This is a genomic window from Candidatus Eremiobacteraceae bacterium (genome assembly GCA_035295225.1).
In the GTDB taxonomy this organism is placed as follows: Bacteria; Vulcanimicrobiota; Vulcanimicrobiia; order Eremiobacterales; family Eremiobacteraceae; genus JABCYQ01.
Genome location: DATGJI010000031.1, coordinates 48528 through 67619 on the forward strand (window position 1 = coordinate 48528; position 19092 = coordinate 67619).

Sequence of the window (19092 nt, forward strand, 5' to 3'; positions counted from 1 at the left end):
CACGTCGCGATAAACGGGCACTTCCCCGATTGCCGCATCCGCAGAGTGGGAATATGTCCGTGAGATGAAAGACGATCTGGTTGCACCGCCCGGCGAAGTGCCGAGGGCCGCGCCCGCATTACGCAGAGCGCTGGTGCTTTTCAACGACAGGGCACGGCGGGTAGCGCCAAATGTGACGCGGATGCTCGATGCGATCGAGCGCCGCGGCTTCGAAATCGTTCGTCCGGCGGCTCCTTCGCGATCCGCGCTTGCCGAGGCCATCCGCGCCCGGCAGCACGACGTGGATTTCGTCATAGCCGGCGGCGGCGATGGGACGCTCAACGCAGTGCTCCAGGGATTGGTTGGCACCGGCCTGCCTCTCGGTCTGCTGCCGCTCGGCACGGCCAACGATCTCGCGCGGACGCTGAAGATCCCGAGCGACCTCGACGGCGCGTGCGACGTCATCGCGGCGGGGCATCAGGTTCGAATCGACGTTGGGCGGGTCAACGGCGTGTACTACTTCAACGAGGCGAGCATCGGATTGAGCGCGACGCTGTGCCGGCAGATCACAAGCGAGGAGAAAAAGCGCTTCGGCATCCTCGCGCTTCTCTACAACGCTGTGCGGCTTCTGATCAAGATGAGGCGCTTTCGTGCGTTGGTTCGCATGGATGGCGGAGATGAATTTGCGCTGCGGACCGCCCAGCTCACAGTCGGAAATAGCCAGAATTTCGGCGGCTTCATCGCCACTGACGACGGCGCCATCGACGACCGACTTCTCGACCTTTACAGCGTCGGCTTCGAGAACGGTTGGAGCTACTTCGATGCGATGATCACCCTGCTGCGGCGGAAATACGACGAGGCCCGCAGCGTGAGAACGCTGCATGGAAGGCGTTTCGAAATCCGCACCGGCAAGCCTAAGCGCATCGAAGCCGACGGAGAACTCGTGACGCAAACGCCCGCCGTGTTCGAAATCGTTCCGCATGCGATTTCCGTCTTCGTGCCCGCGCCGGTCGTCGAGGCTCCCTCTCCGTGAAGTTGCGCAACCCGCGCCAGTTGATGCGCCCGTTTCGTTTTGTCGCCGGGGTGAGCAGCATCTCGCTGCAGGAGCTCGCAGACGAGGGCATTCGGGGCATCGTGATCGACCTCGATAATACGCTCGTCGGCTGGAAGCTGCTCGAGCCGACGCCCGAAGTCGCCGCGTGGGTCCGCGCGGCCCTCGACCGCGGCTTTGCAGTCGCCATCGTCTCCAACAACGTTCGCGCGTGGGTCAAATCCGTTGCGACGCGGCTCGGGATCGTCACGTTTGTGCACACGGCGTTGAAACCGCTCCCGTTCGGGGTCATCCAAGCGGTCAAGCAACTGCGCGTCCGGCGATCGGAGACTGTGGTGGTCGGGGATCAGCTTTTTGCCGACGTGCTCGCGGCGAAACTGCTGGGTATCCGGGCGATTCTCACAGAACCGATCGTGAAGCGTGAGCACCGAGCGATGTCGCTCATCCGCGCGTTCGAGCGTTTCATCCTCGCGAGCTCGACGAAGAAATCGCCGTGATTCGCGCCCTCATATGGCTGGCCGCGGTCATCGCGCTCTTGACCGCGGCATGGCTGACCTATAGATACTTCTTCGGAGATACAACACGACTGACCGAAGTGCCGCCGCTCATCCCGAACAATACGCGCAGCAGCATTCTAAGGAGCGTTCGACCCGCTCACGTGATCGTAATAGTCGAGGAGAACAAATCGAACGGCACGATCATCGGGAATGCAAAAGCGCCGTACCTGAACCAGCTAGCGCGCGCGAGCGCGCTTTTTGTGAATGCGACCGGCGTAGCGCATCCGAGCCAACCCAATTATCTCGCCCTCTTCGCCGGGCAGACGAACTCCGATGCAGACAGCTGCCCAGAGAAGACCGTGCCCTCGAGCGCACCCAGTCTTGGCGGCGCGCTGATGAGATCCAGGCTCACATTTTCTGGTTACGCGGAAGCACTTCCCAGAACCGGATTCACCGGGTGCAGCGGCGGCGATCGAAACGACGAATATGCTCGAAAGCACGCACCGTGGGTGAACTTCGCGGATGTTCCTCCTTCGTCGAATATTCCGCTTAGCAGCCTCCCGTCTCTCGACAAGCTTCCGACGGTGTGTTTCATCATCCCCGATCTCGAAAACGACATGCACTCCGGAAGCATTGAGAAGGCGGACGCATGGCTGCGCCGGCATGTGGAACCGATCGTCACATGGGCCAATGCTCACAATTCGCTCGTTATCGTGGCTTGGGATGAGAGCGATACGACCTACGGCAACAGCGTGCCGCTCATCATCGCCGGAGCCAGGGTGAAGCCGGGCACGTACTCCGAGCGCGTGGACCACTACCGGGTTCTTCGCACGATCGAGGAGCTGTACGGACTACCATACTTAGGGTATTCCGCGAACGTGGCGCCGATCGACGATATCTGGAAGGTGGTCCAAGCGCGGACGCGGCGGGCATCGTAGTGCGTGCCGCGCCTTAGGACGCCTTCTCGACGAGCTTCTCGTCGACAGTCTCGTCCCGCCGACGTCTGAAGAGAAGCGCGTCGAGACTTGCATATTCGCCCGTCCGGCCTGCTAGCAAGAGAGCGCAGCACACGAACAACAAAGCTTCAATCGATTCGATCCCGAGATAGACCTGATATTTTCCCTGCGCGAAGAAGTAGTTTGCCGATAGGAACATCCCGCCGATGGCGCCGGCACGCGTCAACAAGCCGAGTGTGAGCGATATTCCGACCAGGGTCTCGCCGTATGCAATGAGCAGCCCAAATAGCTGCTGGTGCGGCAGAACGACGTTCGCGATGAAATCGTGCATCGGGCCATGGATCGAGCCGGCGCTGAACTTCGCGGCCTCGTAGAACTCGCCGTTCGGCGCGGCCCAATTGGGCTCTAACTTCGACGATCCGTACGCAAGCCATAACGCGCCGACATAGATACGCAGAACCGTGAGCAAGCTTCTCGTCCGGTCGTCGTTCATGGCGCGCCTCCGAACGGATTTCCGTTCTTAGCCCGTCGACCCGGTCCTATTTTCGTTAACCAATCGGTAATCTAGAAGGCGCGATTGGCGTTACGTTCCTTCACTCTTTGATTTGATCGCGCGCGCGAGGCTTTCGTTCATCCCGACCGCCGCCATCCCGACCAGCAAATGAAGCAACTGTATGACCCAGTGCGATGAACCGGGTAGGAGGCTTGTCTGCGCCATCCCAAGGCCGACGACGACGAATCCCCAGACGATCGCGAGAAGTGGCTGGCCGATCGGCACCCGCGCGGCAAAACCGAGAATAGCGGTGATCCATAATCCGACGACGAGCGCTATTCCCAGAGCCATATGCAGTGGGACCATATTGAAGGCGTGACCCGTCCAGAAGGCGATTCCTAAGATCACAAGCCCGGCAAAACTCAATCTGACGATCCATTGCAGAAAGACGGCGGCAGTTTTCATCGCTTCTCACTTTCCTCCAGCTGCGACAGCCGTTACGGTGCCATCAAGCGAGAACCTCTCGTTCGCGCGTCCAATGCTTGTTAGCGGCTGTCCGCGAAGTGCCGCCCTACCGCTTCTGCTCGAGGGGCCTATCCTGCTCGTATCCGAGACCAAACCGTAACGCGGTCTCGGCCTTTTCGAACTCGGCGCCGAGGTACGCGGCGTGCGAGAGCTGCGTCACGAGTCCTTCGCGTACGAACGCAAGCGTCATGCCCTCTGCCGATCGGCCGCGCATGATGTGAGCAGGCGACCCGTCCGGCAAGTAGTGCCGGGCGATGATACGCGCGGCTGCCCGCTCGACGTCGATCACGACGAAGCCTTTGGGATCATACGCAAGAGGCTCGCGTCTGCCGCCCGGCAGCAGCGTTTTGAAGCGCGCGTCCTCATGCTCTGACGACTGGGCGAGATTCGGCCGCTCGGACGTTTGCGGTAGCGCAACGCTTGCAGCGGCGGGAAATTCGGCGACGAGCTTTCGCACTTCCGCTTCGATGTCGCGCAAATCCGTCTTACCGGTGCGGTCGACGAGAGTGACTTGGCGTCGGAAACGCTCGATCGTGTGCGCGTCGATGCCGCTGAGCACAGGAAGGTAGCCCGCAGCGCCGTTGATGCGGCGTTCGGCATCGAACCCGCCTTCGACGAGTGCCCGAAGAGCCTGCGCCGGTTGGAATAACGGTGAGTCCTTGCCGCACAGAAGAAGCGCGCGGATGCGCTCGTTCGCGACGACGTTCGTCACGATTTTCTCGATGCCGAGGTTGCACGTGTACAGACGCCCCGCGATCGCGACACCCTGAAGCGCCGCCACCTCCGAGGCAAGTGCGGCGCTCGTCAACGTGCAGACCGCTACGGATCCCGCGCGATCACCGACGACATACGCCCCGGGTACGACGGGCCAAACCACGTCGCCCGGCGCGCTCCCCGAACGCAATCGCAAGACGCCGCTATACGCCGCGTCGAGCCGGCGGAACATCAGGGCACCGAATCGTTCGAGCGCCGCATACCAACGGCGGCACGCCGCTCTCAACGCCGGCTGCCCGCTGATGCGCTCTCGCTTTGGAGCGTCGCTATGGATCGCTTTATCCAACCGATCTCGGCGTCCACGAGCGTCAGCATGTGATCGGCGGCAATGCGCGCATGCGGGCCGCGCTTGCCCACGTCGCCGAAGGCCGCGGCCACCCGCTTGCGATGAAGCTCGACGATCTGCAGCCGTTTCTGCAGCAGCGCAATACCGGCCGCCGGCGTGAGCTGCGCGAGAAAGATGACGGCGACTTCGATACCGGTATGCACGGTGCCGAAGCGCGTCACCTCAGAATCGAGCAGCTCTCGAAAGCGCCTTTTTCCCGCAGCGGTCAGCGCGTACAGCAGGCGTTCGCCGCGCCTGCCGCGCGTGCCGGCTTCGGCGCGCACGCGAAGGTATTTCTCGCCGGCGAGCCGCTCGAGCAGATAATACATATTCGGACGCTTGAGGTCGGCGAACAGTTCGCCGTGCGCCCGCACGATGCGGTGGATATCGTAGCCGCTGATCGGACCGCTGTCCCCGACGAAGCCGAGGATCAGCAGCTCTTTATGCATGATAGTCAGTATTGACTTTAGGGATGCAATTCCTCTATACTGACGGGCATAAAGTCAATGCTGACTAAAAGGCTGCTCACCGCTATCTTCTTCCTCGCGGTCATCGCGGCAATCGCGATCCCCGCCCTCATGATGCGCGACATGAAGATCGCGCCAAACGCATTTTCGGCCGAAACGTTGCGCTCGGCTCACTCTGGAACGGCGGTCGACGTCGTCATGCACGTCGCGTCGACCGGCTCGGACGGTCTCGTCGAGGGCACGCTGCTGAAGGCAGATCCGGACGGTTCCTACTCGCGGACGGCGGACGTCGTGCTCGTCCGGATGAGCACTTCAACTTCGTTCGGGATGGGAAGGCTTGCGGATATCCGGCCCGGGGCACTTGTGAGCGTAAAAGGCACATGGACAGCGGCGCGCGCGACGATCGAAGCCGGCCGCGTCGTCATCCTCACCGGCTACCTTCGGCTTCGTTGACGTGACCGAAGCCTCTGCGTTGATCTACCTATCCGTTGCGAGCGCCTGGCTCGTCTGGGTGCTCATCGCAGCGGCGATCGTGACCCCGTACCTCTTCCGGCCGACGCGATTCGCGCATGCGCTAGGGCTGCTCGGTGAACGCGGCGGCGCGATGCTCGCGCGCATGCGCCCGCACATGTGGTTGGGGTACGGTATCGCCTGCGTGATCGTGATGCACGCGCTCGACGCGATGCGCGCCGGCGGGTTCTCGCAACTCGATCGAACCGGTATCTGGCTCGCAGCGGCCGCTCTTGTCCTCTCACTTTGTCAGCTCGTCATAGGTGCTGCTCTTGCCCAAAAGAGGTGCGCTCGCCGGCCGCTGCTTCGTCGCGCGCATTTCTGGACGATGATCGGGCTTGTGTTGACGGCGCTGGGTCATACCGTTCTGAACGCGCCGGGATTGTAGGTGTCGCCTTCTATGAAAATACTGCCGAAGTGGCTCGTCACGGTCGCACAGGTCGGGCTAGCGGGAGCCTGGCTGATGTCGGGCATCATCTATATCGCAACCCCAAAGGCCATGGAGCGCGTGCTCGGGATGCCCGACGATGTACGGCTTGCGCTCGGTGTCGCGATGCTCGTGCTCGCGATCGTTCTTCTGGCCGGAGCTGCGACTCGGCGGTCCGCCGCGTTTGCGATCGGCGGACTCACGGCTGCGACCTTCGCCGGCTTGCTCTGGGTCGTATACGACATCGTGCGAGCGTGGGATGCGTTCGCGCTCTTTCACGGCGCGCTTAGCGCGCTCGCCGCTGCACTCTTATTGAAACGCATACGGGCGAGCTGACGACGATGGCACTACTGGCGCTCGCAAAGCCCGCCAAGCTATACCGCTTACTCGCAAGCGCCGGGCTTGGAGTGTTGGTCGTGTTGCCGCTCACGGCATTGCAGTGGCCGCGCGTCGTCTTGGCGCTCGTCGGCGGCATCGCCGCGGCCGCTGCAGGCAACGCTTTGAACATGTATTTCGAACGCGATCTGGACGCGTCGTGCGCATCGACACGTTCGCGACCGCTTGTGACTGGTGCGGTGACGCCTGCTTCGGCGCTTGTCTTTTCGGCCGCGTTGCTCACCTGCGCATCCGTATTGCTGCTCCTCGCCGGCATTGCGGTCACAATCGTCACCCTTCTCGCCGTTATCGTCTATGCAATCGTGTACACGCGGCTGATCAAGCCGGTCACGCCGTACCACACGATTCTCGGCGGCGCCGTGTGGGGAGCACCGGTTCTGGCGATCTGGGCCGCATCCGGGAAGCCGTTCTCACCCGTGCCGATCCTCATCTTTCTCCTCGTCGCTTGCTGGACGACGCTCCACACGTGGTCGATCGCCCTCACCGAATCGTCACTGCGCTATCCCGCGGCAGTGCCCGTTTTGATCCGCGCGCGCGGTCCGGCATACGTGCGAGCGATGTTGTTCGTTGTCGTGCTAGCCTTGGCGACGATCACCGCGCTCCTACGGCAATGGCCTGCGCTCTGCGCTTCAGTCGCGCTCGTCGCCGTCGCAGCGATCGCCTACGGCGCTCGAGCGGCGTGGTCGGACAGGCTGCTGTCGCGAGCTTCACTGGTCTACATCGGCGCATTCGTCATCTTCACCGCGGCGCGGTTGATGCACAAGCTTTAATCCGGCGCTTCCTAGATTCTTACCGCCCTCTCATCTGGCGTACAGTGCTGTCGTCGATAGAAACGGTATACATGATCAGGGGCGATAGGCCTCAAAAGGAGCCTAGATACCATGACGAAGATCTTGACGAAATATGGCGGTGCGATAGCGGGCCTCGCGTGCGCCGCGGTTCTTGCGATGGCCGTGACCCCAGCGCTGGCGGCGTCGCCGACGACGTACTCGACGACGATCACGCAGGTCCAGCCGGGTCCGACGGCTGGTGAATACGACGGCAAACTGCAGCTCAGCATCTCGCCGGATGGGATCATCAGCGGATACTATATCCCGGAATACGACGGCAGTTTCGTGCCGGTCACGGGCGGAGAGCAGAATGGTTCGTACTGGCTCGACATCGCCGGTTCGACCGATCTGCACATCTACGGCCGCGTCGATACCGACGGATCGCTCGTCGGCACCGCCACGACGATGCCGGACACGAACTTGGATGGCACTGCGCCTTTCACCAGTACGTTTTCGTTCGTCGCAAAGCCGCAAGCCGCGTCCTCGTATTGATTGATCGATGGGCCGACTGATCTGAAGGGGCCGACGCCAGTCGGCCCTTTTTTTTAAAGTCGGGACCTATCTGCGATGTGGAGTAACACACGCTAGGCCGCTCGAACAGTGGCTGCGTATGCCAGAGCGCGCGAGCCGAAAACGACGAACCGAAGCAATGCCGCGCCCATCAGGCACGATCGCGTTTCTGTTCTCCGACATCGAGGGCAGCACGAAGCGCTGGGAGTCGCATCCGGAAGCGATGCAGACCGCGCTTCGCCGCCATGACGAACTCATGAAGGCGGCGATCGCTGCGCATGACGGACACATATTCAAGACGATCGGCGATGCATATTGTGCGGCGTTCCACCGCGTACCGGAAGCGGTTGCAGCGGCGATGGCCGCACAGCGCGCGGTGAGTTCCGAGGACTGGCAGACTATCGGGGGATTGACCGTGCGGATGGCGGTTCACGCCGGACTTGCAGACGAGCGCGACGGTGACTATTTCGGCCCCACGGTCAACCGCGTCGCGCGTTTGCTTTCAATCGCGCACGGCGGCCAGATCATCCTCTCGAGCGCGGCGGCCGGTCTGATCAAGAGTGCACCGTCTGCGCGTGTGCAGCTTCGCGATCTCGGCCCGCATCGGCTGCGCGATCTCGCAAATGCCGAGCAGGTCTATCAGGTGGTCGCCGATGATCTGCGCGGACAATTCCCCGCGCTGCGTTCGGTCGATTCGCTGCCGAACAATCTCCCGCTCCAACTCTCGAGTTTTGTCGGCCGAGAAGCCGAGGTCGCTGCGCTGCGGAAGTTGATGGAAGAAACGCGGATCGCGACGGTTGTCGGCACGGGCGGTATCGGCAAGACGAGGGCGGCGCTCGAGGTCGCGGCAGACATGCTTGAATCCGCGCCGGACGGCGTATGGTTTGCCGACCTGGCGCCCATCGCCGATCCGATTCTCGTTGCGAGCGTGTTGGCCAATGCGCTCGGCGTCCGCGAGAGCGAGAGTCGAAGCACGCTTGAGGAGGTAGTGGACCACCTCCGTCTGCGCAAAACGCTTCTCATCTTGGACAACTGCGAGCACGTCGTAGCCGAGGCCGCACGAGTGGCGGACGCGATTTTACGTCACTGTCCGAACGTGAAGATCCTTGCGACAAGCCGTGAGGCTCTTGCGATAAACGGCGAGCACATTTTTCGTATGCCGGCTCTCTCGATGCCGAGCGCAGACGTGAAGCTCACGCTGGAAGATGCGCTGACGTTCAGCGCCATCGCGCTCTTCGCGGAGCGGGCGCGAGCATCTGATCCCCGCTTTCAACTCACGAGTGAGAACGCGCCGACCGTCGCGGAGATCTGCCGCAGCCTTGACGGCATCGCGCTCGCGATCGAGCTCGCTGCTCCCCGTGTGAAGATCTTCAGCCCGCGCCAGCTCGCGGATCGCCTTGACGAGCGCTTCCGCGTTCTGACCGGCGGCAACCGAGCTGCGTTGCCGAGGCAACAGACGATGCGCGCGCTGATCGGCTGGAGTTACGATCTGCTTGCCGACCGCGAGCGAGCCTTCTTCCGCAAACTCGGCATCTTCTGCGGCGGTTGGGATCTCGACGCAGCGACGGCGATCTGCGGCGAAGATGAGTCGGCCGATTGGGAAGTGCTCGACCTGATGTCGGCGCTGGTCGACAAATCGCTGGTCCACGCCGAGATCAAAGGCGACGTGCAGCGTTTCAGACTCTTGGAATCGACCAAAGCCTACGCTGTTGAAGAATTGCGCCGGACCGGGGAATTCGACGCTACCTCGGCTGCGCACGCTCGGATCTATCTCGACGTCGCGCGACGCGTCGACCATCTTTTCATCCGAGAAGGCAAGACCGACGACGCGTCCGAGCTTGCCATGGCCGAAATCGGGAACCTCCGCGCTGCGATGCAATGGTCCCTGATCGATGGGCACGACGAGGCTCTCGGTTGCGAAATCGCCGCACGGCTTTCGATCCTCTGGTGGCGTGCGCTTCGAGTCGAAGGCACGCGCTGGCTTAAGGCAGCGAAGCTCTGCCGGCTGGACTCCCCCGAGATCGAAGCACGCATCTTACTCGCGCTTTCGCACGTGCTGCCTGACAGCCCCGATCGGACCGCGACTGCCGCCGCTTCCGCGGCGGCGTTTCGTGCGCTCGACGACCCGCTCGCGACGGCGAGCGCGCTCCATAGCGAGGCGGAAGCGCGTCGGGCCCTCGGCGAGTATCAAGCGGCGAACGGTGTGCAGACTGAAGCCGTGGCGCTCTACCGCGCGCACGGCACCGACTTCCAGGTTGCGACGGCTCTTCTCACGCTCGGCAGCATCGAGACGATTGTCGGCAATCGGCAGGCGGCGCGGATGCTTCTCGAAGAGAGCCGCGCGTTGGATCCTCGCATCGGGAGTGCTGCGACAAACCTCGGGGAGCTGGAATTCGCTGATGGAAATTTCGAACTGGCCGTCACGTACGGTCAGGAGGCGCTCAACTACTTCAGAAACAGGAACCGGCTGAACGAATGCGTCGCGCACTGCAACCTCGCGGCGTATTTCCTCATGCTCGAGCGGATTTCCGAAGCGCGCGATTCTGCGAGACAAGGTTTTGAGATCGCGCTCGCTATGAGAATCCCCGATCTCGTCGCGCTCGCGATCCAGCATTTGGCATCCATCGCCGTTGCGTCCGGCGCTGCGGAGCAGGCCGCGCAGTTGCTGGGCTTCGTAGAAGCGCGCTATGCAGCGCTCGGTTTGCACCGCGACACGAGCGAACAGATGACGTATGAGCGCCTCCGGGCCAAGCTCGCCGACATATTCTCAGATGACGACTTGCAGGCCCGGCTTGCGAGCGGCGCGGCGCTGACCGAAGAGCGGGCCGTGTCCGAAGCCCGCCTGATCTGAACCCTAGTCTTGGACGATCGGCAAGCGCGGTTCGTCTTTCCCGAACGGCTTAGCCACGATGCGGTAGCTGAACTGCACGTTTGAGCGGCCGCCCTGGCTTTCGCGGACGACAAAACCTCGAATCGAACGCTCGGCGACGTACAGTCCTTTTGTGTCGCCGTCCGGCGTCAAGAACACGAGGTAGTCCCTGCTCTGGTCGATCGCGTTCGCGAACGCGGGATCGATCCGTACCGCGGCGATGCCGTTGACCAACTGCCCTTCGCCGAAATCTTCCATCGTCGGCGAACTCTCGCGCGGCATGTACGAGACAAGACGTGCGCCGTGGCCGTTGCGCGATTGCGAGCAGCCCTCGTTGCACGAGCCGCCCGTCTTGATGACTCCCGAAATCGTGAGGTTGCCGCCTTGATCGAGTGAGAGCGCTTGGCCGCCGCCTGCATTTGTGGCGATCATCAGCGGACCGGAGCCAGTCGCCTGGAGACCGAGCGCCGGCATCGTCGCACTTGCGCTGCGCCCAAATATGCCGGTGCCGCTTTTCGATTCTCCGAAGAGACCAGCCGCGCTTCCCGATGAGCCGAACACGCCGGTGCCGTGATATGAGCGGCCGGACACGCCGAAGTTCAGGATCCCACCGTCGCTTGAGAGATCCAACCCGATGACACCCGACGCGCAGTGCTTCGTGGTACCGCTCAGATTGTGGGTCTCACCGAACAGAGCATTTCCACTCTTGGAATGTCCTTCAAAGGAGTTTCCGAGCTGCGACGCCGCAACGATACCTTCGCCGGGACCGTTTTGCACGATGCTGAAGCAGGACGAACCGTTAGAGCACGCTTTGTCCGGCGAGACGTCCCAACGTGCGGCGTGCGCGCGGCTGATGCCGGCCACCGTCAAGCCGAACGCCAAAACGCCGATCGCGCAGGCCGATAGGACGCGATCGCGTGAGTTCCCCAAATGAGACATTTCGTATCCCTTCTCGAGCGGGCAAGCGATGCTTGCCTTGCTACAGACCGATCGGATAAGCTTCCTCGCCGTGGAGCTCGATGTCGAGTCCGCGCTCCTCGGCTGCCGGATTGACTTTTGTCTGCGTGATGCGGCTGATCAGGGCCAGCATACCGTAGGTGAAGAGGAACGCCCACAGGCTGCACACTGTCGCTGCGACCAGCTGTTTGCCGAAGAACGCCACGCCGCCGAGCAGCAGACCGTCGGCGCCGTTTGGATTCCACGCGCGCGATGCGAAAACGCCCAACAGCACGATGCCGAGGAATCCACCGACGCCGTGCACGCCCCACACGTCAAGCGCGTCATCCCATCCGGCCTTGTTCTTCAGAGCCACCGCGAAGTAGCAGATGAGACCCGATAGCAAGCCGTAAACCACGGCCGTCGTCGGGGAGACATAACCGGCTGCCGGTGTGACCGTGGCAAGGCCCGCGACCGCTCCGGTCAACAGGCCGACGAACTTCGGTTGCCGACCGTACGCCCATTCCACGAACAGCCACGTGATGGCCGCGAAGGACGCGGCGATGTCCGTATTGAGAAACGCTGCCGCGGTGACGGAGTCGACTTGCAGCTCCGAACCGGCGTTGAAGCCGTACCATCCGAACCAGAGCAAGCCAGTGCCGAGCGCGATCAGCGGAACATTGTGCGGTTTGTTTTCGATGACATGGCGCCGGCCGATGAAGATGACCGAAGCAAGCGCCGCGAATCCCGCGGACGCATGGACGACGATGCCGCCGGCGAAATCCAGCGCGCCCCACTTCGCGAGCAGACCGTCCGGGCTCCAGAGCATGTGCACGAACGGGAAATATACGAAGATCAGCCAGCCGGTGAGAAAGAGGAAATATGCCTTGAAGGTGACCCGATTTGCGAAGGCACCCGTGATCAACGCCGGCGTGATGATCGCGAACATCATCTGATAGGCGATATGCACGACGAGCGGTATGCCGGCATTGTTGCCGGTGAACATCGTCTGCAGGGTCACGTTGTGAAGAAACGCGTAGTAGCGTGGATCGCCGACGATGCCATGCCAGTCCGGGCCGAAGCACAATGAATACCCGAACGCGTACCAGATCACGGTCGTCCATCCGAGCGACATGAAACTCTGGATCATGATGGTCAGAACGTTTTTCCGACCGACCAGGCCGCCGTAGAAAAACGCGAGCCCTGGGGTCATGAGCATGACCAGGCTCGCGCAAATGAGCATGAATGCCGTGTTGCCGATATTGACGGAGACGAGCGGAGTTGTCACGATCGTTCCTCAGCCTTCGCAGCGGGCAAGAATGAGGCGCTCGAGAGACAGTCTCCCGAACGCAGAGGGTGCAGCTTCAACTGATTCCGGCGAAGCGCTTAGCGGTCGGCCGGCGAAATCCTAGGTCGAGATCACGGCAACGCGAGAAACGTGTTGTACATCGTATCCGCGTTCGGTACGCCCAGGCCGGTCACGTCGTTATACGGGGAATGCACGAGATAGTATCCATTCGTGCCGGCAGTGAATCCAAGAAATAATCCCGTCGTCTTCCGTTTGTTGTAGAGCAACTTCGCGACGTTCGTCAGTACCTTCTTTTGAGCCGCAATCCGACCGCTGTCGACAAGCGCGATCATCCCCGCCCATGTCGGGCCGGCAAAACTCGTGCCGCAGAACCAATAGTTGCCCTGCACACCGCCTTGCGGCGTCCAGACGGCAGCGTAGCCGGTGCCGCAGTCCGCATCGAGAGAGACATCCGGCGCATTGCGCATCGTGGTGCTTGCGGCGCCCGGAATTCCCTTTTGCCATTTCGGGATCGCAAATTTGCCGCTGACGCCGCCCCCGCTGATCCCCCACGCGATCTCTTTGAGACGCGTGGGATTCGTGGGAGAGACGGACGTCGCCGTCGTGCCGCCGACGGAGATCACACCGCCATCGGACGAAGGATACCAAGGGTCGACCTCGCCGACGTTCAGCTGTTGATTGAACGGTTCGTAGGCGCCCCAGTCGCCCGATACGGCGAACACCGTGCTGCCCTGCTTGTTGAGACTCGCGATGTCGGCGCTTTCAGCCGTGAGATCGGCGTCAGCCTTGTAAAAATCATAGTCGTCTTCGGTTGCGCCGTACGAGTGGCTCACCACCGCATAGTGCGCCGTGGCGTCGTCGGCGGCGATTTTCGCAAAGCCGTCGGCGAGATGACCGAAGCTGCAATCGTTCGGGACCACGTACAGCGTGACACTCGCCTTCGGGGCGGTGCCGATCAGACGCTCGACGTCGCCCGTCGGTTCGAGATCGGTCACGGTCGTGCCGCCGTCCACCAACACGATCGTCGGGATGTTCGTGCCCAAGTGGAAATTGCTTTCGAATTTGGTTATATCAGCCGGTGTGATCGTGGCGCACGCAAGCACCGCCGCGCTCACGCCTGCGCCGAACACGTTGCCGCTGTAGATCGGCTGGATATCGTAATACGCGGCGATCTGCGCCGGCGAATAACCGCCAGGCGGAGCCACGCCGCCGCCGCCAATCGCCATACCTGCGGACATCGCCGCGGGACCTTCGTTCATCGTGGTGTCGAGGATAAATCCAGCGACGGCTGCGGGGTAGCGTTCCGGCGCGGCGAGGCCGACGTAGCGCTGATTCTTTGATGCGTACGCGGCGAAGGATGTGCTGCCCGCGGCGGCCGCCTGCCCGTATGTTCCGTGCACGAAGAGGATCGTGTGATCCGGTGACGATTGCACCGAAAGCCCGAAGCGCTCGAAATAGCGCGTGACCGCGCGTTCGCCTAAGATGCCGGCATTCGGCTGCAGGTTGACCGTGAAGTATTTCTCGGCTCCGGCCGCTACGCCGCCGACGCGCACGATGCTCGCGCTGACGGGGCGCGCATCTGCCGGCGCAGCGCAGCAGAACCACGCCGCGGCCAGCATAGCGGCCGCCGCAACGGTGGTGGAACGCATCGCTCTTCCCTTCTTCTCTTGCGCGCGCATCATGGCAACCCTACGAGTGTCGAGTACACAATGCTCGCATCCGGCACGCCGAGCCCGGTCACATTGTCGTAGCCGGAGGCTGCGCAGTAGATCCCGTTGCACCCCACCGTGACGTCGGTGAACAAGCCGCTGACCTTGCGTTCAGCGTACAGTTTCCCCGGAACATTTGCGAGCGGTGACTTGAGGGCGTTTGCGCGGCCTGCGTCGACCAGCGCGAGCAGTCCGGCCCATTGCGTGGCGCCGAACACCGACCCGCACGCGAGGTACCGGCTGCCCGCATAGAGCACGTAGTACTCGAATTGACAATCCCCGTTGAACGACACGTCGGGGACGTTGCGCATGGTTGCGCTTGCGATGCCGGGAATGCCCTTCTGCCACTTCGGGATGGTGAACTTCGCGCTCACGCCGCCGCCGCTGATATACGACGCCGGCTCGAAACTGCGTTTGGGCGGCGATGAAGACGATGCGACTGCCATCGTCACCCCGACCGAGACGACGTTCGGGTCGGAGCCTGGAAAGAACACGCCGACATCGCCGGCGGTGAGATAACTGAAGGCGCCGGCGTCCCCGTTGCTCGCAAATGTCGTGGTTCCTTTGGCGGCGAGGCCGGCGAAATCCGCATCCTCTGCGGTGACATAACCGTCACCGCCGAACGAGTGGTACGCGTCCTCGAAATCTCCGTAGCCGATCACGAGCGCTTCATATTTGGTCGTGCTGTCGTCCGCCAGCACTTTCGCCACGCCGTCCGCGATGTCTCCGTACGTGCACGCCGAAGGTACGATATAGGCGGTCACCGTGGCGGAGTTCGCTGTCGCGAAGATGAGCTCGACCTGGCCCGTCGTGTTGAAATACGTTCCGCTGGATCCGCCGTCGACGGGAACGACCTTCGGCACATTCGTGGGAAGCCCGAAGAAGTTCTCGTAGCTCTGGACGTCTGGCGGATAGATCCCACCGCACAGAACGACGGCGATATTCGTTCCGCCTCCGCCGTGGCCGAGCGACTCGATGGAGCCGTAATCGTAGTAGGATGCGATGTCCGACGGACCATACCCCGACGCCGGCCCGACCTCTATCCCGTTTGGATTCGCAAACGACGACACGCGCGCGGTGGGTCCGTCGGCAAGCGTCGTCGCCATGATGTGCGCCGCGATATCCGAAGGATACGTCTCGCGTCCGGCAATCGTGATAAAACGGCGTCCGAGATATGCGGCGCGCACGAATGTGACATGCGCTGCGGCGCCGGCCTGCGCGTACGTACCGCTCGCGAATAAAATATCATCCTGAGAATCGGTGTTGATCGTGAGGCCGCTGCGGCGAAAAAACGCCGCGATATGCTCGGCTTGTCGAGCAGACGTACCCGGCACGAGGTGCACCGTGAAATACTTGCGATCCGCGCCGTTCACGCTTCCGATAGCGTACGAGCGAAAGTCTATCGGGCCGGCAGCCGCGCCGGCGCGTGCGATCGATGGGTTCGCCACGACCATCAAGAGAAGCAACGCCGCGAAGGCGGCTGAATGGCGAACACATCGGGTGATAAGCATCTCTTCTGGTTCTCCCACGATTCCGTTCATTTCATTGTAGGCAACTGCCGTAGCGCTGACATGAGTCATTATGCCTAAACGGCGTCGGCGTTCGTGCGTGAGAGCTGAACGGGCGCGATTTCGAGCGGGTCGCGATAGAAATCGGGCCGATATTTCACCCGGTATGTCACGAGCGGCACGATACCGAGCAACAACAGGCCGACCGTCACGGAATTCGCCTGCCAGGAAGCTCCGGTCATCTGCACGATGCTGACCACCCACAAGAACACCGCCGCGGAAACAGGCCAGATCCCGCGCAGCCAAAACGCCGCGTGGTCGTTCGCGTACGTTTTCCGGTAGTACCACGCGCACGCAAATCCCGAGAGGCCGTAGTACATCGCGATCTGGATGCCGATCGCATTGACCGAAGCGATGAGCAGCGCGTTGACGCTCGGACTAACGGCAGCGATCGCGAAGAGCAAAAGCGCGATCGATGCGAACGCGATGCTTCCGAACCAGGGTGTGGCGAAGCGCGGATGCAGGTCGGCGAATCGCGTGCTGATCACGCGATCGCGGCCCATGGACATCATCGTTCTGCTCACCGCGAGAAGACATGTCTCCAGTGTGCCGATCGTGCTGACGATGACGATGAGCACGGCGATATCTCCCCACGGACGGGGAAGGATGGCATCGGCAAATCGTTCGAGGACGTTGGTGTTCGCGGCGGCGATGGCCGTAGTCGAGAGCGAGAGTTGCATACTGACTTGCGTCAGGACGAACAGCGCGAGGATCACCCCCATGCCCAACAGTCCGCCGACGCCCGGTGTCCGGTTTCTATCCTTGGTCTCCTCGGCGAGATTCGCGCTGACATCCCAGCCCCAGAAGTAGAAGAGCGTGACGAGCATGCCCGCCACGAACGATGAAAGCGATCCGCTGCCGAGCGGAGAGAACCACGTGACGGAAAAATGCCCGGCGTGCGACATCACGCCGCGTATGATGCCGACGATAGCGATGAACGCAACGCCGAGCACTTCGATGCTCGTGACGATCTTCTGGAACTGCGCGGTCGTGCGTATCCCGACCAAGACGATGATGGCGATGAAGACGAACCACACGGCGCCGAGTAGCGTCACGGCTAGCACGTTGTCCGCGAGTTGCGGCGCGAATAAGTACAACGTGGCCGACGCCGCGGGCAGCGAACCCGCGACCATGAAGAGCAGATTTGCGATCAGCACCGACCACCCGGCCATGAACCCCAGCACCGGATTGAGGCTGCGGCCGACCCATGCGTAACTCGCGCCGGCATCCGAGCGCCAAGCATTGAGGTAGAAAAACGCGATCGCGATGCCGAACATCGCGATCGCGCCGAACAGAATCGAACCGGGTCCGTATACACCCACCGCAACCGCGAGCGCCGCCGTGCTGACCGCTATCGCATTGGCGGGCGCCGTTCCGGCGATGGCGACGAGTACGGAGTCAAATCGGCTGAGCGCGTCGTGACGAAGAGTTTTTGTCGCGTTCGCGTCGTCTGCGACGGCGGCATCTTCGCCGATCAACGCGCCCGGCTACCGCACGATGGGCCGGCTGTGCCCACGTAGCCGTTGTTAGAGAGAAACGCGGCGAGACGCTCGGCGTAGTCGTCGGTGATATCCGTGTAGCCGGTCTTCATGATCTTCTTGATCGCTTGCTGGCCGACGCCGAGCATGTATTCGTCGGCGGCGTAAGCCGCAAGAACGCCGGTCACCGGCTCGCCGGCTTTCTGGTTTTCCACGGCCGCCGTCCAGTTTCGTGCCGCCTGTGCCGCGATGAGCGCAGGATAGCAGCGTGTCACTTCGATCAGATCTCCGGCCGAATAGCGCCAGATCTGTATCGGAAATGCCGATGCTGCGTAACTCGTGAACACATATGCGAAGCGAGCGTCGCCGCTGAAGAATTGCGGATAGGAAATTTCTCCGACCTGCTTCAGTTCAAAGCCCGTGTCGCTGAAGTCGCGCGTGACCTCGCGATATGTGCCGGCTTGGCGATCGTAACCGTAGATCACCACGCCGAAGCAGCAGTGCGCGCCGCCCGTGAAAGTCGAAAGCACGACTTCCGGTTCGCCTTCGTCATCCAATTCCCGAACGGCCAGAAGAGGCTGGCCCGGAAGGGCGTCGAGGATGGCCTGCGTGAATCCGCCAGGCGGTGCGCCATCGTACGCCACTTTGCCGTCGCGGGTGATGCGAATTCGCTGCAGGTCGACCATCAACGACTGTTGCGCATGCGCGTACTGGACGACGGCTCGCACGCCGCCGGATTGAGCGGTGATCTGGTCTGGATATGCCGGCGCAGCGCATGCAAATAGCGAAGCGCACAGCACGATGAACATGCGTTTCATGGGCCTTTCGTTCGCCTTCCATGCATCCAAACCCGCACGCGATTCGTATATTTGGTAGATAGGTTCTGCAAGAGATGCCTGAGGACACGATGACGAGATCCACGTTCTTAATCGCTGCGGCCGGGCTTTTCGCGCTCGGCGCCGCCCCTTCCGACCCTCACGCTGTGGTCACTCACAGCGATGCAGAGTGGCGCAAACTGCTCACGCCGGAGCAGTACGACATCCTGCGGCAGCAAGGCACGGAACCCGCATTCTCAAGCCCGCTCGACCAGGAGTTTCGCAAGGGCACCTACGACTGCGCCGGATGCGACTTGCCCCTCTTCTCTTCTACGACAAAATTCGATAGCGGCACCGGCTGGCCGAGCTTCTATAAGCCGCTGCCCAACGCGGTCCAGACGCGAGAAGATAGTTCGTTCATGATGGACCGCACGGAAGTTCACTGCCGGCGCTGCAGCAGCCACCTCGGGCACGTCTTCGACGACGGCCCAGCCCCGACCGGCCTTCGCTACTGCATGAATGGCCTGGCGTTGAAGTTCATCCCCGCCTGACGATCCAATTGTACGGCGGGCCTTTATGGCCCGCCGCGGCGTTGTAGGGCGGGCCTTCATGGCCCGCCGGTGGCGTTGTAGGGCGGGCCTTTATGGCCCGCCCCCGGACCATGAAGG

General features: G+C 62.2%; 20 protein-coding genes. 10 read left to right on the forward strand and 10 right to left on the reverse strand.

All coding sequences use genetic code 11. The features are described from left to right. Window positions 1-64 precede the first annotated feature (64 nt). The 3 genes from VKT51_05545 to VKT51_05555 are packed head-to-tail and all read left to right on the forward strand — an operon-like array spanning window position 65 to window position 2465. Complete coding sequence (locus VKT51_05545; GenBank protein HLJ83619.1) at window positions 65-1012, forward strand: lipid kinase; 948 nt, start codon at window positions 65-67, stop codon at window positions 1010-1012. Then, window positions 1009-1527 (forward strand): YqeG family HAD IIIA-type phosphatase, encoded by a 519-nt coding sequence (locus VKT51_05550; GenBank protein ID HLJ83620.1) that lies wholly within the window; start codon window positions 1009-1011, stop codon window positions 1525-1527. The genes VKT51_05545 and VKT51_05550 overlap by 4 nt, the downstream gene beginning before the upstream one ends. Further along, window positions 1524-2465: an alkaline phosphatase family protein gene (locus VKT51_05555; protein ID HLJ83621.1), complete on the forward strand. Its 942-nt coding sequence runs from the start codon at window positions 1524-1526 to the stop codon at window positions 2463-2465. Before VKT51_05550 ends, VKT51_05555 begins: the two co-directional genes overlap by 4 nt. A gap of 13 nt (window positions 2466-2478) precedes the next feature. Here the strand turns inward: VKT51_05555 and VKT51_05560 are convergent, their stop codons facing one another. The 4 genes from VKT51_05560 to VKT51_05575 form a co-directional block, all read right to left on the reverse strand. Beyond that, window positions 2479-2976: a TQO small subunit DoxD gene (locus VKT51_05560; GenBank protein HLJ83622.1), complete on the reverse strand. Its 498-nt coding sequence runs from the start codon at window positions 2974-2976 to the stop codon at window positions 2479-2481. A 90-nt stretch (window positions 2977-3066) separates the two neighbouring features. Continuing rightward, entirely contained in the window at window positions 3067-3441 is a 375-nt protein-coding gene (locus VKT51_05565) for a hypothetical protein (protein HLJ83623.1), read from the reverse strand. A 106-nt stretch (window positions 3442-3547) separates the two neighbouring features. Continuing rightward, window positions 3548-4561, reverse strand: a complete 1014-nt coding sequence (locus tag VKT51_05570) for a DUF4346 domain-containing protein (protein HLJ83624.1) — start codon at window positions 4559-4561, stop codon at window positions 3548-3550. Continuing rightward, window positions 4498-5049, reverse strand: a complete 552-nt coding sequence (locus VKT51_05575; protein HLJ83625.1) for a PadR family transcriptional regulator — start codon at window positions 5047-5049, stop codon at window positions 4498-4500. The genes VKT51_05570 and VKT51_05575 overlap by 64 nt, the downstream gene beginning before the upstream one ends. A 57-nt stretch (window positions 5050-5106) precedes the next feature. On the opposite strand from VKT51_05575, the gene VKT51_05580 reads away from it, so the two are divergent. From VKT51_05580 to VKT51_05605, 6 genes are all read left to right on the forward strand, one after another. After that, window positions 5107-5520: a hypothetical protein gene (locus tag VKT51_05580; GenBank protein HLJ83626.1), complete on the forward strand. Its 414-nt coding sequence runs from the start codon at window positions 5107-5109 to the stop codon at window positions 5518-5520. 1 nt (window position 5521) lies between these two features. Further along, window positions 5522-5965 (forward strand): hypothetical protein, encoded by a 444-nt coding sequence (locus VKT51_05585; GenBank protein HLJ83627.1) that lies wholly within the window; start codon window positions 5522-5524, stop codon window positions 5963-5965. Window positions 5966-5977: 12 nt separating this feature from the next. Next, the gene (locus VKT51_05590) at window positions 5978-6340 is read left to right on the forward strand and encodes a hypothetical protein (GenBank protein ID HLJ83628.1); all 363 of its coding nucleotides are present in this window, start codon (window positions 5978-5980) and stop codon (window positions 6338-6340) included. Between the two features lie 5 nt (window positions 6341-6345). Continuing rightward, window positions 6346-7170: a UbiA family prenyltransferase gene (locus VKT51_05595; GenBank protein ID HLJ83629.1), complete on the forward strand. Its 825-nt coding sequence runs from the start codon at window positions 6346-6348 to the stop codon at window positions 7168-7170. A 111-nt stretch (window positions 7171-7281) separates the two neighbouring features. After that, window positions 7282-7722: a hypothetical protein gene (locus VKT51_05600; GenBank protein HLJ83630.1), complete on the forward strand. Its 441-nt coding sequence runs from the start codon at window positions 7282-7284 to the stop codon at window positions 7720-7722. Window positions 7723-7879: 157 nt separating this feature from the next. Continuing rightward, on the forward strand, window positions 7880-10591 hold the full coding sequence (locus tag VKT51_05605; protein HLJ83631.1) for an adenylate/guanylate cyclase domain-containing protein: 2712 nt from the start codon (window positions 7880-7882) through the stop codon (window positions 10589-10591). 3 nt (window positions 10592-10594) lie between these two features. Here the strand turns inward: VKT51_05605 and VKT51_05610 are convergent, their stop codons facing one another. The 6 genes from VKT51_05610 to VKT51_05635 form a co-directional block, all read right to left on the reverse strand. Beyond that, window positions 10595-11548: a hypothetical protein gene (locus VKT51_05610; GenBank protein ID HLJ83632.1), complete on the reverse strand. Its 954-nt coding sequence runs from the start codon at window positions 11546-11548 to the stop codon at window positions 10595-10597. A 40-nt stretch (window positions 11549-11588) separates the two neighbouring features. Then, window positions 11589-12833, reverse strand: a complete 1245-nt coding sequence (locus VKT51_05615; protein ID HLJ83633.1) for an ammonium transporter — start codon at window positions 12831-12833, stop codon at window positions 11589-11591. Between the two features lie 131 nt (window positions 12834-12964). Then, window positions 12965-14503, reverse strand: coding sequence for a S53 family peptidase (locus tag VKT51_05620; GenBank protein HLJ83634.1), 1539 nt, complete (start codon window positions 14501-14503; stop codon window positions 12965-12967). Between the two features lie 29 nt (window positions 14504-14532). Beyond that, window positions 14533-16104 carry a S53 family peptidase gene (locus VKT51_05625; GenBank protein HLJ83635.1) on the reverse strand — a complete coding sequence of 524 codons (1572 nt, stop codon included), beginning with the start codon at window positions 16102-16104 and terminating at the stop codon, window positions 14533-14535. A 44-nt stretch (window positions 16105-16148) separates the two neighbouring features. Next, window positions 16149-17609, reverse strand: coding sequence for an APC family permease (locus tag VKT51_05630; GenBank protein ID HLJ83636.1), 1461 nt, complete (start codon window positions 17607-17609; stop codon window positions 16149-16151). Beyond that, window positions 17606-18427 (reverse strand): hypothetical protein, encoded by an 822-nt coding sequence (locus tag VKT51_05635; protein ID HLJ83637.1) that lies wholly within the window; start codon window positions 18425-18427, stop codon window positions 17606-17608. The genes VKT51_05630 and VKT51_05635 overlap by 4 nt, the downstream gene beginning before the upstream one ends. An 89-nt stretch (window positions 18428-18516) precedes the next feature. Here VKT51_05635 and msrB point away from each other — a divergent pair, with 89 nt between their 5' ends. After that, a complete protein-coding gene (gene msrB / locus VKT51_05640; protein ID HLJ83638.1) occupies window positions 18517-18975 on the forward strand; it encodes a peptide-methionine (R)-S-oxide reductase MsrB in 459 nt (152 codons plus the stop codon). Window positions 18976-19092 lie beyond the last annotated feature (117 nt).